We start from the raw sequence: 15,370 nt of genomic DNA, 5'->3' as shown, positions 1-15,370 counted from the left end.
CTGGCTCCTACTCCACGGGCTTCGCGTAGTGCAGATCCACTGTGCCCGAGTAGCCGGGCAGAGTCACCGGGCCGTTCTCCTCGACTTTCCAGCCGAGCCCGTAGACGTTGACGTAGACCATGTAGTTCTGGATCGCCGGCGAGGCCGCGAGCGCCTTCTGCAGCTTCCCGGGGTCACCGACCGCCGTGATCTTGTACGGCGGTGAGTAGACGCGGCCCTGGAGGATCAGGGTGTTGCCCACGCAGCGCACCGCGCTGGTGGAGATCAGCCGCTGGTCCATGACCTTGATGCCCTTGGCCCCGCCCTGCCACAGCGCGTTCACCACGGCCTGGAGGTCCTGCTGGTGGATGACCAGGTAGTCGGGCTGCGGCTCGGGGTAGCCGGGGAGCTTGGCGGTGGCGTCCGGCGGGGCGTCGTTGAGCGTGACCGTCAGCGACTCGCCTTTGAGCTTCTGGGTGCCCGCCCGCTTCTCCAGGGCCGCGAGCTTGTCGTCCTCCGCCTTGGTGCTGCCGTCGTCGCGCTCGGCGAGCGCCTCTACGTCCTTGCGCAGGGCCGCGTTGGTCTCGTCCAGCACGCCGTTCTCCCGGCTGCGCTCCTGGATGAGGTCGGACAGCTTCAGCAGGGAGGCGTCCGTGCGGATGTCGGTGCCCTTGGCGGTGTTGAAGCTGGTGAAGAAGATGAGTCCCGCCAGAGCGAAGACGGCCGCTGTGAGGATCCGCACGGGCCGGAAACGGCGCGCGCGCCCAGGGGTGGATCCCGTCCCGGGGGAGTCGGCAGAATTGCTCAACGTACCCTTATCTCCTTCGGCGCGGCGGAAGCACTACGCTAACGGACGCCCGGGGGAGCAGTCGGAGTCCCCCTACGCTGCCCCGAGACCGACCCAGTTACCTGCGCGGCCACGCAGCGCATCGACAGGAGAGACCCTCGTGCCGAAGTCACGTATCCGCAAGAAGGCCGACTACACGCCGCCGCCGTCGAAGCAGGCGACCGCCATCAAGCTGAACAGCCGTGCCTGGGTCGCGCCCGTCATGCTGGCCATGTTCCTCATCGGTCTGGCCTGGATCGTCGTCTTCTACGTCACCGACGGCTCGTTGCCCATCGACTCGCTGGGCAACTGGAACATCGTGGTGGGCTTCGGCTTCATCGCGGCCGGATTCGGCGTCTCGACCCAGTGGAAGTAGCGGTCACCGGGAGGTGAACGCAGCTTTGCCCACGGCTGTTCGCTGAGTTATCCACAGCAGTTGTCCACAGGTGGAAAAGAAACGACGATCTGTGGATAACTCGCTGAGCGTTGACGCCAGCATGACGGAAGTACCGGCACTCGAAAACCTGTTCGCCCCCTGTCTGACCTGCGGAAACACAGGTCGGTGACAGGGGGCACATGTGTTCCCGCACACTATGCACAAGATCCGACACCCGCTGTGGACAACGGTCGCGCTCAGCTGAGCTGGGCCGTCCTCACCAGGGTCAACAGCACGACCACAGCCAGGACCAGGGCGCATGTGCCGTACTGGACCAGGGCGCGTCGCTCACGCGGGGCGTGGACCATGGCGTACCCGACGGCGACACCGGCGACGAGGCCGCCGATGTGGGCCTGCCAGGAGATGTTGAGCCCCGGGCTGAAGGTGAAGATCAGGTTGATCACCAGCAGCGCGATGATCGGCCGCATGTCGTAGTCGAGCCGGCGCATCAGAACGGCCGTCGCGCCGAACAGGCCGAAGATCGCGCCGGAGGCGCCGAGGGTGGAGGTGTCCGGGGAGGTCAGCAGGTAGGCCAGGGCGCTGCCCGCGAGACCCGAGATGAAGTAGAGCGCGAGATAGCGGACGCGGCCGAGCGCCGCTTCGAGCGGGCCGCCGAGCCACCAGAGACTGAGCATGTTGAACGCGATGTGCCAGATCTCCTGGTGCGTGAACATCGAGGTCACCATGCGGTACCACTCGCCTCCCGCCACGCCCTGGATGGGCGTGTAGGGCGCGAGCGGCCAGGCGCCGAACAGGACGAGGTCGTTCAGCAGGGACTCGTGGACCTGGACGGCGATGAACACCGCCAGGTTGATGCCGATGAGGATCTTGGTCAGCAGGCGGGGATCGGCCGCGATGGTGCCGCCCGCGATGGTCCGGGGCATGGCGGCCGTGGGCGCGTGGCCGGTGCCTGAGCCGGTGCGGACGCACTCGGGGCACTGGAAGCCGACCGAGGCGTTGACCATGCACTCGGGGCAGATCGGCCGCTCGCAGCGGGTGCAGCGGATACCGGTCTCACGGTCCGGGTGGCGGTAGCACACGGGGACGCTGTGGGCGTCCTGCGGGCTGCCCGCAGCCTGGTCGTCCATGAGATCCCCTAAGTCGTGATGAATGCCATGCTGGGCGCAAGAGCCGTGGTGGGCAAAAGCCCCGCCCCGCTCATCCTTACGGATGAGCGGGGCGATTGGTTCCCTGTGGGAGCTTTCGCACTCAGCGGGTCTCGACGACGACCGACTCGATGACCACGTCGTTGACCGGGCGGTCGGTGCGCGGGTTCGTCTGGGTCGAGGCGATGGTGTCCACGACCTTCTGGCTGGCCGCGTCGGTGACCTCGCCGAAGATGGTGTGCTTGCGGTTCAGCCACGCCGTGGGGGACACGGTGATGAAGAACTGCGAGCCGTTGGTGCCCGGGCCGGCGTTGGCCATCGCCAGCAGGTAGGGCTTGTCGAAGCGCAGGTCCGGGTGGAACTCGTCCTCGAACTGGTAGCCGGGACCGCCGGTGCCGTTGCCCAGCGGGTCACCGCCCTGGATCATGAAGCCACTGATCACCCGGTGGAAGACCGTGCCGTCGTAGAGCCTGTCCGTGGACTTCTGCCCGGTCTCGGGGTGAGTCCACTCCCGCTCGCCCTGGGCGAGCTCGACGAAGTTCTTGACCGTCTTGGGGGCGTGGTTCGGCAGAAGCCGGACTTCGATGTCGCCGTGGTTGGTCTTCAGGGTGGCGTAGAGCTGCTCAGCCACGATCTGCCTTCCGTTGTCTTGCCGTGACTCCCTGATCCTCGCATGGACGGGGCCCCGCGTCGCCCGACCTCCGTTCACCCGGGGGAAACCGGGCCGAACGGCTGCGGAAAACCAGTCGAGTAGTCCCGGGGCGGGGGCGCGCGGCGGCGATCCGTGGCATTGTCGACGACAAGCTCATGTTCCCCCCATTCATCCGTTCTTGTACTCGATCAACTCCATCGGCACCCGTATGCCCGCCTCGCATGGCGGGATGCGCCCGGGCAGGCATGATCCGTAAAAGGGTGGAAAGTCGAAATACCGTACGCCACCGAGGAGGAGGAACCCGTGACCCGCATCGACAGCGTGCGCGCCGCGACCGGTTCGGCGAAGGACAGCGTGCTGCACGCCGCGGAAGTGGTGGCGCCCTACGCCGACACGGCCAAGGACAGGGCCGCGCACTACGCACACGAGGCACGCGTACGGCTAGCGCCCAAGGTGACGCAGGCCGCCGGGCAGGCACGCGTCCAGTACGGCAGTCATGTGCAGCCGTATCTGGAGCAGGCCCGCACGCATGTGCCGCCGAAGGTCGACCAGGCCGCCCACGAGGCCGCCGTCCGCACTCGCAAGGCCGCCCGTCAGGCGGCGGAGTACTCCCGTCCGAGGATCGAGCAGGCGATGGCCGCGGCCGTGCCCGTCACGACCGAGGCCGCGGCCCGGAGTGCGGCCGCGATGGCCGCGCTGCGCGGTCAGGTCTCGTCGAAGGAGATCCAGAAGCTGGTCCGCAGGCAGGAACGGCGGGCGAGGGCCGGCCGGGCCATGAAGACGCTGGTGATTCTGGGAGCCGTCGCGGGCGGTGCCTTCGCCGCCTGGAAGTGGTGGGACAAGCAGGCCAACCCGGACTGGCTGGTGGAGCCGCCGGCCGCGACGGAGGTCCCCGAGTCCGGCCGGCTGTCCTCCGTGGACGGCAGCGGCCAGTCGGTTCTGGACCCGGAGGTCGAGGCCAAGCAGGCGGAGGAAGAGGCCGCCCGGCGCGACGACCGTTCCTGACGGCAGCCGGTCCCCTCAGCACGGCGGGGCGGGAGACCTGGGGCTCAGCCCTTGCGGGTCTCCCGCCCCGCCGTGCTGTTTCACGTGAAACACGCGTCGGCGGCGACAAGCCTCGGGGCACCGCGGGATGCCGCACCTGTCATGTGCCCTTGCGCAGGGCCCGGGTCAGCGCCTCACCCGTGGCCTGATCCACCGGCCCCGGGCAGTCGAGGCCCAGGTCGGCGGCGAGCGTACGGATCCGCAGGTCGACAGCCGACTCGACGAGCTCGGCGAGTACGGCCGCGGCGACTCGCGCCCGACGCACCCCCACCACGACGGCCCCGGCTCCCAGCACCACCGCGGGCCACCACACCACGGCGAGCACCCCGTACAGCACGCCCCACGCCTGGAGGCGATGCGCGGCGGCCAGCGTCTGGCGAGCCGTGTGGAGCTCCAGCCGCGCGCCGTCCTCGACCAGCAGCCACAGCCTGGGCCATGCCGAGGCCAGGTCGAGCCGGTACTGTCCCCACACCCTCTGCTCCACGGCGGCCAGCCGGTTCCCGACCCAGAAGGGCCGGCTCGGGGCGGCGAGGGCGATGCGGTTGCGCTCGGCGTTCAGCAGCGCCGCGTGCTCGGCCAGGGCGGTGGTATCCGTGTCCCCGGTCACCCGGGCGCGGCCCGCCGCCACCAGGGCTTCCCGGAAGGCGTCGTCGGCCGCCCGCCAGAGCCGCAGCCGCCGCGCGGTCAGCCGACGGGCCACCGGTCCCCGGCCCTCGGCGAGCCACAGCCCCTCGATCCCCGCGCCCAGGGCCCTGGCCACCTGGTCCACGCCGAAGGCCCCGGCCAGCACCCCTGCCGCCGTGAGCACGATGACGCCGGGGGAGTCGCCCGCGGGCGCCGCCGCCAGCTCGTCGAGGACGTCACGCAGCCGGTCCACGTCGTACCACCGCTCCCGGCCCAGCACGACGGCACCGGCCAGCACCCCGAGGTACAGCAGCCCGGGCAGGACGAGCAGCGCGCTCCAGCGCTCGGCGAGCTTTCCGCCCAGCGTGCCGAGGAAGGCACTCACGCCGGGCTCACGGCGTGATGTCGAGCAGTCGGAGGGGTTCGTCGAACACGGAGCAGCGCGACGGTGCGGCCGTGGCCGACGTCCCGGCCGGTGCTTCGACGCGGGTGCAGCGGCCACGCGGGCAGGTCCGCACCTCCAGCAGGGCGCGCCCGCCTCCCAGTCCGGGCAGCGGCTCGTAGGCGGAGTTTCCGGGTACCGGGACTCCGCCGCGGTACGCGCCGAGGCCCGCCGTGTGGCCGGTCACCAGGAGCCGGTCCTCAAGGTCGTCGAGCTGTTCGTCGACCTCCTCCCAGGGCCTGCCCTCCCGCACTCCGGCCAGCACGTTCGCCACCAGAGCCCGCAGTTCCGCGTCCTCGGCCAGGGGTCCGCCCGGGGTGGCGAGGCGGCTGCACAGCGCGGCCAGGCGGGCATCGCGTCGTCCTTGCTCGTGCTGTTCCGCCACCCGTCAACTCCTCGCCGGTTACGGTGCGTCACTGCTGCTCACAAACGAGGATAATGAACGCGACCGGGCAGGACCGCGGAACTCTGGCGAGGACGGGCGTGAGCAGTGCGGCACAGCGGGGCGCGGCCCTCCTCCAGCACTACCTGCGGCGCGGCGAGCGCACCGCACTGGATCTGGCCGTCACGCTGCTCCGGCAGGGCCTGGGCGAGACGCCCCGGGGCGGGCGGGAACACACGAGCTGCCGGAGCAATCTCCTGGCCGCCCTCACGCTGCGCTGGTCCGCCACCGGTGACCCGCGCGACCTCGGAGGCCTGGTCGTACTCGGCCGCACCACCGCGGCCGGATCGCCCAGCCTTCAGGACCTCTTGCTGTTCGGCCAGGCGCTGACGGAGAGCCACGACCGGACCGGCACGCCGGGCCAACTCGACGAGGCCATCGAGGTGTTCGGCCGTGCCGCCACTCTGCCGGACCCGGACGGCCGGCTCATGACCGTGCTGAACAGCCGGGCCGTGGCACTGCTCGCCCGTTTTCACCGCACCGGCCGCCTGTCCGACCTGGCCACTGCGGAGGCCGATCTACGGCGGGCGCTGGCCCTTCCGGACGCCGGTCCCGGCGTGCGGCCCCTGGTGCTGGGCAACCTCGCCAACGTCCGGTTTCTCCGCCACCGGGCCGACGACGGGCCGACCGCCCTGACAGAAGCCGTCGGTCTGTATCGCGAGGCGATCGCGGGGCTCCCGGCCGGGTCTCCTGAGCGGCCCGCGATGCTGCGTCATCTGGGCGAGGCTCTGGCGTCGGCCGCCGACGCGAGGGTGCCGGGGGCCGCGCTCCAGGGGATCCTCGTCTGCCGGCAGGGACTCGCCCTCGCCCCGGCCGGCCACCCCGAGCACGGGAGCCTCCTGAGCTGCCTCGGTGTCCTGCTGCGGCTGGCGGTCGAAGGCGGCGAACTCGGTGTCGATGCCCTGGGGGAGGCCGCGATGGTGCTGCGGAAGGCGGTCGGCAGCACGCCGGCAGACCACCCGGACCGGCCCGAGCGGCTGATGCGGCTGGGCAACGTCCTGCACCGGCATTCGCTCCTGGCGCGGGAGCCGGGCCTGCTGGACGAGGCGATCGACTGCCTGCGACAGGCCGTCGCCGGATTCGCCGGCCTCCCGTCGCAGCACGACCACCGTGACGGGGCGCGCGTCAATCTGGCCGCGGCCCTGCACCGGCGCCACCTGGTCACGGGGGACCTCGCCTCGCTGCGCGAGTCCGCCGCCGTCATCCGGGAGCTGATGGGTTCGGCCACCCGGCTCGCTCGGGACAGCAACGGCCTGAGTAACGCGAGCGCCGTCTTCCAGACCTTGGCCGCGGCCGATCCCGAGGCCGGTGACGCCGCCCGTGAGGCCGTCGAGACGGCCCGCGCCGCGCTGCGCCGCGCTCCGGACCGGGCCGTGGTGCGAGCGGACCGGCTCAACACGTTGGCCAACGCCCTCACGGTCCGGGCCAGGCCCGGCGATCCGGGCCCGGACGCGCACGCCGACCTCGACGAAGCCGTCACTCTGCTCGAACAAGCCGCGGACCTGCTGCCGCCCGACTCCCCCGACTTCGCCGGCACACTGAGGGATCTGGGCGCCACCTGGCTCCGCAAGGCGGAACTCATCGGAGACCGCGCGGCCGCCGAGCAGGCGATCATCGCACTCGGCCGGGCGGTGATCGCCGGTGAACCGTGGCCCGGCCGACGGGCACAGCACGAGTTCCACCACGCCGACGCGCTGCGTCTGCTGTACGACTGGGAGGGCGACCCGGGCGTCCTGCGGACCGCCGCGCACGGGTACCGCCAGGCCGCTCTCACCGTCCAGGCACCACCCCTCGAACGCGCGGCCGCCGCCCGCGCCTGGGGCGACGCCGCCGTGGAGTGCGAAAGCGCGACCGCCGCACTCGAGGCCTACCGGCTCGCCGTCGACCTGCTGCCGCAGGTCGCCCCACGCCACCTCGCCCGCGCCGACCAGCAGCAGACACTGGCCCGGCTGAGCGGCCTGGCCGCCCGCGCCGCCGCCTGCGCGGTCGACACGGGCGACGTACGGCTGGCCGTGCGGCTCCTGGAGCAGGGGCGCGGCACGCTCCTCGGCCACCTGCTCGAAGCCCGCGGCGAGATGACGGAACTGCGCGCGGCCCACCCGCAGGCGGCTGCCCGCCTCACCGACCTGCGCGACCGCATGGACGACCTGTCCCTCGGCCCGGACGAAGCCCCCGGCACCTCTGACGAACGCCACACCCTCGGCGCGCGCTGGGAGGAGGAACTGAGGAGAGTCCGGCGACTGCCCGGGTTCGCGTCCTTCCTGGCCCTGCCCTCCCTCGACGAGCTGATGGCCTGCGCCGACCAGGGGCCGGTCGTCCTGCTGTACGGCGGGCCGCGGCGCGGTGACGCACTGATCCTCACGGGCCCCGGCGCCCCCGTGCGGCACCTCGCACTCCCCGCGCTCGGCGAAGCCGCCGTGTCACGGCAGGCGGCCCGGTTCCGCGACGCGCTCACCGCCTCCCGCTCGCCCGGTGAGGAGCAGGACGCCAACCGGGTCCTGCACGAGGTGCTGGCCTGGCTCTGGGACAACGCGGTCGGCCCCGTGCTCGACGCTCTCGCCCCGCCCTCAGCCCCGCCGCAGCGCCTGTGGTGGTCACCCAGCGGTGCGCTGTCCGCCCTGCCGCTGCACGCGGCCGGCCACCATGGCGACCCCACACGCACGGCCCTGGACCGCGTCGTCTCCTCGTACACCCCGGCCCTCCGAGCCCTGCGCCACGCCCGCGCACGGGAACGACGCCCGGTGGCCACACCGGACTCCCTGCTGGCCGTCGTACAGAGCGAGGCGGTCGGCAACCGGCACCCGCTGCGCGGGGCGGAGCGTGAGGCGAAGGCGATCGGGACGCTGCTGCCGACATGCGAACTGGCCGGTCCGGAAGCCACCTTCGACGCTGTGTACGCGGCGCTGCCCCAGCACCCGTACGCGCACTTCGCCTGCCACGGCGTCAGCGACCTGGCCGATCCGTCCGCCGGCGAACTGCTCCTGCACGACCACGCCGAACGGCCACTGACCGTACGCGACATCTCGCGGCTCGACCTGTCGGCGGCGCGGCTGGCGGTGCTGTCGGCGTGCGAGACCTCCCGCACGGCCGGACCGCTGGCGGACGAGGCGATCCACATCACCTCGGCCTTCCAGGTGGCGGGCTACCCGCATGTCGTCGGCACGCTGTGGCCGGTGCACGACGCGGTGGCGCGGCGGGTGGCGACGGGGTTCTACCGCGAGCTGCGCGCCGGGCCCCGGCTCCCGGGCACTCCCGCACTGGACACCGGGCGCGCGGCCGTGGCGCTGCACCGGGCGGTGCGCGCCTGCCGCGCTCGGTACGAGAGGAGCCCGAGCCTGTGGGCCGCGCATGTCCACGCGGGAGCCTGACCAACTCGCTTGTGCGCACCGTACTCGACCTGTCACCCTGTGTATCGAGAGCGCAACGGGGGATCCATGAAGCTGAAAAACCTGTTCCGGCAGGGCGGCGACGAGCCGGCCCCACCGGAGACCATCGAGATCCGGCTGCCGCCCGAGCAGGTACTGCCCCTGATGCTCAACGAGCACATCGAGCGGCTCGGCCCCTCCCACCCCAAGACCGTGAAGGTGGGCCACCAGCTGGCCGTCGTCCTCGCGCACAAGCCGGAACACCACGCCAAGGCGCTCGATCTCTTCCGCCAGGTGATGAGCACCAAGGCCGACACCCTCGGCGAGACCCACCCCGAGACGCTGGCGGTCATGGCGGAGTGCGCGGCTCTGCTGCACGTCGACGGACAGCCCACCACGGCCGAGGAGCTGTGGCGGTACGTCTTCGAGGTCCGCAAGCGGGACCTCGGCCCGGCGCATCCGGACACCCTGTCCGCCGCCTGCGGCCTCGCCAGGGCACTGAACGCACTGCGCCGCGCCCCGGAAGCGGCGGCCCTGCTGCGGCACGTCGTCGACCACCGCAGACGCAAGCTCGGCAAGAAGCACCCGGACACCCGGACCGCCCTGCACAATCTCGCGGTGTCCCTGCTCGACACCGCACAGCCGGCGGAGGCCGAGAGCATCTGCCGCCTCCTGCTGCGCACCAGCGGACCGCGTGAGGACGACGAGCACCCCCTGGTCGACGTACGCGCCAACCTGGCCACCGCCCTCTACCTCCAGGGGAAGCGGGAGGGGGCCGAATCCGAGTTCCGAGCCGTCCTGGCCGAACAGGAGCGCCGGTCGGGCCCGGAGCACCGGCACACGCTCGCCACGCGGCACAACCTGGCGAAGGTGCTGAACGACCTCGGCCGTTTCGAGGAGGCGGAGTCGTTGCTGCGCGCCGTCCTGTCCGGCCGCGCCCGTGCCCTGGGCGAGGAGCACCTCGACACCCACCGCACCCGGGACAACCTGGCCACCGTCCTCGTCGCCCGGGACGACGGCCGCGAAGCAGAGGCCGTCCGTCTGCTGCGGCGCTGCCTGACCGGCTACCGCGCGCAGCTCGGCGAGGACCACCCCACCACCCGCACCACCCGCGACAGGCTGGCGATGCTGACCGACCAGAGCGCCTAGCCCGCAAAAACGCCCTCCGCACCGCGTTTCCGCAGTTCGGAGGGCGTTTCGGGAAGTGGAGCCTAGGGGAGTCGAACCCCTGACATCTGCCATGCAAAGACAGCGCTCTACCAACTGAGCTAAGGCCCCTCAAGAGGACGTCCGTCCGGAGAAACCGCGTCCCGGCGGGCGTCGGAGACCAGAGTACCGGGTCACCCCGGTGATTCCGCAAAAGGATTGGGGGTCCCCGTCGTCGACCACTCTCCGTAAGATGCTCCGCGTGGTTCGCTACCGCGAACCGCCGTACATGGGGAAGCGATGGGGAGACGCAATGGACGCCGCACAGCAGGAAGCGACCGCAAGAGCGCGGGAACTGCAGCGGAACTGGTACGGGGAGCCGTTGGGGGCGCTCTTCCGTAAGCTCATCGACGATCTTGGTCTCAACCAGGCTCGTCTCGCGGGGGTTCTGGGACTGTCCGCGCCGATGCTCTCGCAGCTGATGAGCGGTCAGCGGGCGAAGATCGGCAACCCGGCCGTGGTGCAGCGGGTGCAGCTGCTCCAGGACCTGGCGGGGCAGGTCGCGGACGGCAGCGTGAGCGCGGCCGAGGCCACCGAGCGCATGGACGAGATCAAGAAGTCACAGGGGGGTTCTGTGCTCAGCAACACCACGCAGACGACGAGCGGTTCGGGGGCGCCCACGGTCAAGCGCGTCGTCCGCGAGATCCAGTCGCTGCTGAGGTCGGTGGCGGCGGCGGGCGACATCATCGACGCCGCCGACACCCTCGCCCCGACCCATCCGGAGCTGGCAGAGTTCCTCCGGGTCTACGGCGCCGGCCGCACCTCGGACGCGGTCGCGCACTACCAGTCCCACCAGAGCTGATCCCACCGCCCGGCCGCCGAAGGGGGTTCGGCAGCGGGCGCGGGTGAGGTGACGGGGGACGCGTCGCGGTACGGGCGGGCACGAAGGGGCGTGTGCCGTACGGGGGACCGGTCGACGCGAGGGGGATGTGTATCGCTCATCGGGGGAGTCGTACCGCCTGTCGGGGAGTCGTAGCGCCCGTCGAGGGGGAAGCAAGGGGGGAAGCCACTGGGGGAGGAGCGACGTACAGCCATGGGTGAGGTCTTCGCCGGCCGGTACGAACTGGTCGACCCGATCGGGCGCGGAGGGGTCGGCGCCGTCTGGCGCGCCTGGGACCACCGCCGCCGCCGCTACGTGGCCGCCAAGGTCCTGCTCCAGAGCGACGCGCACTCACTGCTGCGCTTCGTCCGCGAACAGGCCCTGCGGATCGACCACCCCCATGTCCTCGCCCCCACCAGCTGGGCCGCTGACGACGACAAGGTCCTGTTCACCATGGACCTGGTCGCCGGCGGTTCCCTGGTGCACCTCGTCGGGGACTACGGCCCCCTGCCGCCCGCCTTCGTCTGCACCCTGCTCGACCAGTTGCTGTCCGGGCTCGCGGCGGTGCACGCGGAGGACGTCGTGCACCGTGACGTCAAACCCGCCAACGTGCTGCTGGAGGCCACCGGTACGGGCCGGCCGCGGCTGCGGCTGTCCGACTTCGGCATCGCGATGCGGCTGGGCGAGCCCCGGCTGACGGAGACCAACCTCGTGGTGGGGACGCCCGGTTACCTCGCGCCCGAGCAGATGATGGGCGCCGAACCGGACTTCCCCGCCGACCTGTTCGCCGTAGGGCTGGTCGCGCTGTACCTGCTGGAGGGTGCCAAGCCGGACAGCAAGGCGCTGATCCAGTACTTCGCCGAGCACGGGACGCCCGGTGCGCCCAAGGGCATTCCGGAGCCGCTGTGGCAGGTGGTGGCCACGCTGCTCCAGCCGGACCCGCAGGCGCGGTTCCGTACGGCCACGGGGGCGCGCAAGGCGCTCGCCGCGGCGGCGGAGCTCCTCCCGGAGCCGGGCCCGGACGACGAGCTGATCGAGATCTTCGATCAACTCGGCCCGCTGCCACCGGGGTTCGCGCCCGAGGGCCCGCTGGAGAGAGCACGGGGGCTGAGCCCGGGAGAAGAGCGCTCAGGCCCGGTGTCGGGGGGACAGCGGCCGGGTCCGGCGTCGGTTGGACAGCGGTCGGGTCCGGCGCCGGCGGAGGTGCGGTCTGGCCCGGGAACGGGCGATGCGCGGCCCGGCCCGGCGTCAGGCGAGGAATGGCCCGGCCCGGCGTCAGCCGAGGTGCGGCCCGGTCCAGCCACGGGCGATGTGCGCACCGGCCCGGCCTCGGGCGAGGTGCCGTCCGGCCCGGGAACGGGCGGGCTGCGGTCCCGGCAGGACGCGCAGGCTCCGGCAGGAACGGACTCCTGGCAGCGCGCCGACGCCTCCGGCTTGGGCAACGTCCCGGCCGCGGAGACCGCACAGCCCGGCCCCAGCCAGGTCACCGGCCCGCCGGCCACCCCCGCGCAGCCGTCCTCCATGTCGGACACCGGCAGCTTCCACCTGCCGCCTCCGCAGGCCACGGTCACCTCCTCCCCCGCGCCCGGGCAGCCACAGGTTCAGGCCCCGCGCCAGCAGGCTCCCGTCTCCCCCTACGACCCCACGTACCCACTGCACTCGTCCCAGCCGCTGCCGCCGCCGTACCCCGGCGCCCAGGTCTACCCGGCGAGTCAGCCCCTGCCCGCCGCGGCACAGCAGCGCGCCGACGCCTCCACGGCCTCCTACACCGCCCAGTCCCCGCAGAGTCCACCGCCCGCCCGGGCGGCCTCGCGGCACCGCGCGGAACGGCCACGCCGCCGCCCCGGCCCGCCGGCCAAGGTGGCGGTCCCGCTCCTGCTGCTCGCCCTGGCTTGTTACGCGGTGGGATTCTGGGCCCTGACCCGCCTCTGAGCAGCCGCGGTCACCGCAAGCCCGGCACCCGCCCCACGCACTGCCCCAGCACCCACCCCACGCGCTGCCCGGGCGCCCGCCCTACGCGGTACCCCGCCGCCGGGCCACCACGGTCCACACCCCGAGCCCCACCAGCAGCGCGCTCCCGGTGCCGATCCCGCCCACGGCGACCACCCTCATCGCGGTGTCGTCGCCCGCGGCCACGCCTTCCGCCGCTGCCTCCCGGTCCTGGTCCGAGACCTCGAAGACGCCCGTCGGCTCGGACTCCCCCGCGTACGCGGGCCCGCCCCGGGGCTCCCCGCTCACCCGGACGCGCAGCGTCATCTTGAACGGCCCGTCCCCGAAGCTGTCGGCGACGCTCTCCGAGAGGTGCGCGACAAGGTAGTAGGAGCCGGCGAAGCGCATGGCGCCGACCTGGCCGATGACGGCGTAGCGGTTGGCATGGTCGACCGGCGGCAGGGGCGGCAGGCTGCCGGACTTCTGGTCGCCGTCGTAGCCGACGCCGACGTCGGCGACGGGACCGCGCGCGGGGTTGTAGAGGGCCAGGTCCAGCGCGTCCGCCGCGTAGCCCGTGCCGCCGGAGTCGGAGCTGCCCAGCTCTGCGGTGACGGCGAGCTGCTGTCCCCAGTCGACCGGCACCTCGTAGAAGAGCGTCTGGCCGGGCCGGATGTCGTCCCGCCAGACGCCCTGGTCCAGGGGCCGCGCCTCGCTGAACCCCGCACCTCCCGGGCGGCGCTGCGAGTCTCCCTGGAGCGGCTGGGGCGTGGCGGAGTTCCACACCTCGGGCGCGGTGGTCGCCCCGGTGCTCGCGGTCCGCGGTTCCGTCGTGGCGAGGAGTTCCAGGGCCCAGGTGTCGGGTGAGGAGCCCTCGCCCTCCGGGTCGGCGCGCTCGACGGAGACGTAGTAGGCACCGCTCTTCTGGCACAGGGACTTGTTCGGCGCGATCTCACGCCTGCCCCATGCCGCGATCGGGTGGGGGCTGCGGGCGGCGCCGAAACTCTCGGTGTTGTCGGAGCAGGAGTTGCCCTCGGCGTCCTGCACGGACACCTTGACCCCGTCGATGACGGAGACGGTGCTGCCGGGGGAGGGGACGGCGGTGACGGAGACGTACGCGTTCGAGCTGGCGTCGAGTTCGAGGCGGTAGTTGACCTCGCCGCTGCTCGGGAGGGAGCTCTTGTAGGCCGTGCCCGGCTTCAGGAGCAGGGCGTCCGCGGTGCTCCTGGCGCCCTCGATGCTCCGGGCGCCGTCGGCGAAGGCGTACGAGCTCGGCGTCAGCGCCGTACCGGAGGCCTCGCTGGCGGCCAGGGCGGCCTGGCCCGGCGCCACGGCAGCCGTCGTCCCCAGTACCACCGCCACGACGCCCAGGCGCACGGCCACCGGCGGACGACCGCGCCACGCGCCCGCACGCCCCCACGCCGTACGACACCGTCCCCTCACGCGCCACCCCTCACCGTCGCCGGACCGCGGAACCGTGCACCGTGGCCCATCCTGCCCCGCCGACGAGGATCACGACTGTCCCTTGGAACACAAAACCCCGACCGCGAGGCGGCCGGGGTGTGCTCAGTTCGGGATGTCGTGACTCACGAACCCGTGGGCACGGAGTCAGTCGCCTCCGTCCACAGATCCTGCTCGGCGCGATCCGCCTGGATCTGGCGGTACACGAGGAGCCCGCCGATGGCGGCCAGTGCGACCAGGAGAAGCTTCTTCACCGCGCGACCTCGTCTTTCCTTGACGTAGGGGACCTCTGGCGCCCGACTATACACACCGACCGATACCGATCGGTGACCTGCGTCGGCTCTCAACTCCCGCCCGGGAAGCCCGGATAGAAGCGGAGTTCGCCGCTCCGATCGGAGGGTGATCACACCGCGACGGACGGTGATTTTGACCCTCCTCCTCCACTCTTCTCACCTTTTCACCCTGCTTGCATCCATCCGGGTGGTGTTCATCGGAACATCGACGCGCCCCGGGCGTCGGTCCACCACTTTTCGCCCCCCATACACATCATGAGGAAAGTACGCAAATCGCCCAACCCGAAAGTGAGGGGCCCATGGCCCGGAACAAGGTCATGAAGCTGTGGACCGCCATCGTCACCGCCTTCCTCGCCCTGTGCACGGCGCTCGGATTCGTCACCACGACCGCCGCCGCGGCGGTACCGCAGGCCGAGCAGGAGCGCAACAGCAACGGCATCAGCATCCCGCAGCAGCGGACGGCGCCGGCGACGCTCCCCTGGGCCCACGCCAGGGCCCTGCCCCCCACGATGAAACAGCGCATCCGCGCCGAGGCCCACGGCAAGTCCCCCCGCTGCCGCCACCGCCCGCTCGCGGACACGGCGGCCTCACCGAGCACCACCTGCGCCGACGACGACCCTGACGCGGACCCCGACCCCGAGGCGGACCACCTCACGCCCCTCCAGCGCTGAAGCCGCGATCCCTGGTACGTCTTGGCGATCTTGCGTACTCACCACGACACACCGGAGACCCCGAAGGCCCCGACTGC

At 72.0% G+C, this 15,370-nt stretch carries 14 protein-coding genes and 1 tRNA gene; 7 read left to right on the top strand and 8 right to left on the bottom strand.

What is annotated here, in order from left to right; translation table 11 throughout:
* Nucleotides 1-7: 7 nt before the first annotated feature.
* Nucleotides 8-787, bottom strand: coding sequence for a DUF881 domain-containing protein (locus IE255_RS26465; RefSeq protein WP_190052868.1), 780 nt, complete (start codon nt 785-787; stop codon nt 8-10).
* Between the two features lie 139 nt (nt 788-926).
* Here IE255_RS26465 and crgA point away from each other — a divergent pair, with 139 nt between their 5' ends.
* Nucleotides 927-1,181, top strand: a complete 255-nt coding sequence (gene crgA, locus IE255_RS26460) for a cell division protein CrgA (protein WP_190052867.1) — start codon at nt 927-929, stop codon at nt 1,179-1,181.
* A 257-nt stretch (nt 1,182-1,438) separates the two neighbouring features.
* Here the strand turns inward: crgA and IE255_RS26455 are convergent, their stop codons facing one another.
* Both IE255_RS26455 and IE255_RS26450 read right to left on the bottom strand, forming a co-directional pair.
* Nucleotides 1,439-2,329, bottom strand: coding sequence for a rhomboid family intramembrane serine protease (locus IE255_RS26455; RefSeq protein ID WP_190052866.1), 891 nt, complete (start codon nt 2,327-2,329; stop codon nt 1,439-1,441).
* Nucleotides 2,330-2,450: 121 nt separating this feature from the next.
* Entirely contained in the window at nt 2,451-2,978 is a 528-nt protein-coding gene (locus IE255_RS26450) for a peptidylprolyl isomerase (protein ID WP_190052865.1), read from the bottom strand.
* Between the two features lie 324 nt (nt 2,979-3,302).
* Between IE255_RS26450 and IE255_RS26445 the strand changes: the two genes are divergently transcribed.
* Nucleotides 3,303-4,004, top strand: a complete 702-nt coding sequence (locus IE255_RS26445; protein WP_190052864.1) for a DUF5324 family protein — start codon at nt 3,303-3,305, stop codon at nt 4,002-4,004.
* Between the two features lie 139 nt (nt 4,005-4,143).
* On the opposite strand, the gene IE255_RS26440 is transcribed toward IE255_RS26445, so the two are convergent.
* Both IE255_RS26440 and IE255_RS26435 read right to left on the bottom strand, forming a co-directional pair.
* A complete protein-coding gene (locus IE255_RS26440; RefSeq protein ID WP_190052863.1) occupies nt 4,144-5,052 on the bottom strand; it encodes a hypothetical protein in 909 nt (302 codons plus the stop codon).
* 7 nt (nt 5,053-5,059) lie between these two features.
* The gene (locus IE255_RS26435; RefSeq protein WP_190052862.1) at nt 5,060-5,494 is read right to left on the bottom strand and encodes a hypothetical protein; all 435 of its coding nucleotides are present in this window, start codon (nt 5,492-5,494) and stop codon (nt 5,060-5,062) included.
* 98 nt (nt 5,495-5,592) lie between these two features.
* On the opposite strand from IE255_RS26435, the gene IE255_RS26430 reads away from it, so the two are divergent.
* Both IE255_RS26430 and IE255_RS26425 read left to right on the top strand, forming a co-directional pair.
* The gene (locus tag IE255_RS26430) at nt 5,593-8,919 is read left to right on the top strand and encodes a CHAT domain-containing tetratricopeptide repeat protein (RefSeq protein ID WP_190052861.1); all 3,327 of its coding nucleotides are present in this window, start codon (nt 5,593-5,595) and stop codon (nt 8,917-8,919) included.
* Between the two features lie 66 nt (nt 8,920-8,985).
* Entirely contained in the window at nt 8,986-10,065 is a 1,080-nt protein-coding gene (locus IE255_RS26425) for a tetratricopeptide repeat protein (protein ID WP_190052860.1), read from the top strand.
* Nucleotides 10,066-10,121: 56 nt separating this feature from the next.
* Here the strand turns inward: IE255_RS26425 and IE255_RS26420 are convergent.
* Nucleotides 10,122-10,194 (bottom strand) — tRNA-Ala (locus IE255_RS26420).
* Nucleotides 10,195-10,375: 181 nt separating this feature from the next.
* On the opposite strand from IE255_RS26420, the gene IE255_RS26415 reads away from it, so the two are divergent.
* Both IE255_RS26415 and IE255_RS26410 read left to right on the top strand, forming a co-directional pair.
* A complete protein-coding gene (locus IE255_RS26415) occupies nt 10,376-10,924 on the top strand; it encodes a helix-turn-helix domain-containing protein (protein ID WP_190052859.1) in 549 nt (182 codons plus the stop codon).
* A 231-nt stretch (nt 10,925-11,155) separates the two neighbouring features.
* A complete protein-coding gene (locus IE255_RS26410; protein WP_190052858.1) occupies nt 11,156-12,874 on the top strand; it encodes a serine/threonine-protein kinase in 1,719 nt (572 codons plus the stop codon).
* 81 nt (nt 12,875-12,955) lie between these two features.
* Here the strand turns inward: IE255_RS26410 and IE255_RS26405 are convergent, their stop codons facing one another.
* Together IE255_RS26405 and IE255_RS39400 are read right to left on the bottom strand one after the other, a co-directional pair.
* The gene (locus IE255_RS26405; RefSeq protein ID WP_229906595.1) at nt 12,956-14,251 is read right to left on the bottom strand and encodes a hypothetical protein; all 1,296 of its coding nucleotides are present in this window, start codon (nt 14,249-14,251) and stop codon (nt 12,956-12,958) included.
* 203 nt (nt 14,252-14,454) lie between these two features.
* Nucleotides 14,455-14,583, bottom strand: a complete 129-nt coding sequence (locus IE255_RS39400) for a DLW-39 family protein (RefSeq protein WP_003999697.1) — start codon at nt 14,581-14,583, stop codon at nt 14,455-14,457.
* A gap of 338 nt (nt 14,584-14,921) precedes the next feature.
* Between IE255_RS39400 and IE255_RS26395 the strand changes: the two genes are divergently transcribed.
* Entirely contained in the window at nt 14,922-15,293 is a 372-nt protein-coding gene (locus IE255_RS26395) for a DUF6344 domain-containing protein (protein WP_190052856.1), read from the top strand.
* Nucleotides 15,294-15,370: the final 77 nt, after the last annotated feature.

This window comes from Streptomyces lomondensis (genome assembly GCF_014651035.1).
Taxonomy (GTDB): Bacteria; Actinomycetota; Actinomycetes; order Streptomycetales; family Streptomycetaceae; genus Streptomyces; species Streptomyces lomondensis.
The sequence above is the reverse complement of the archived record's forward strand: the minus strand, read 5'-3'. Positions and strand labels throughout refer to the sequence as shown.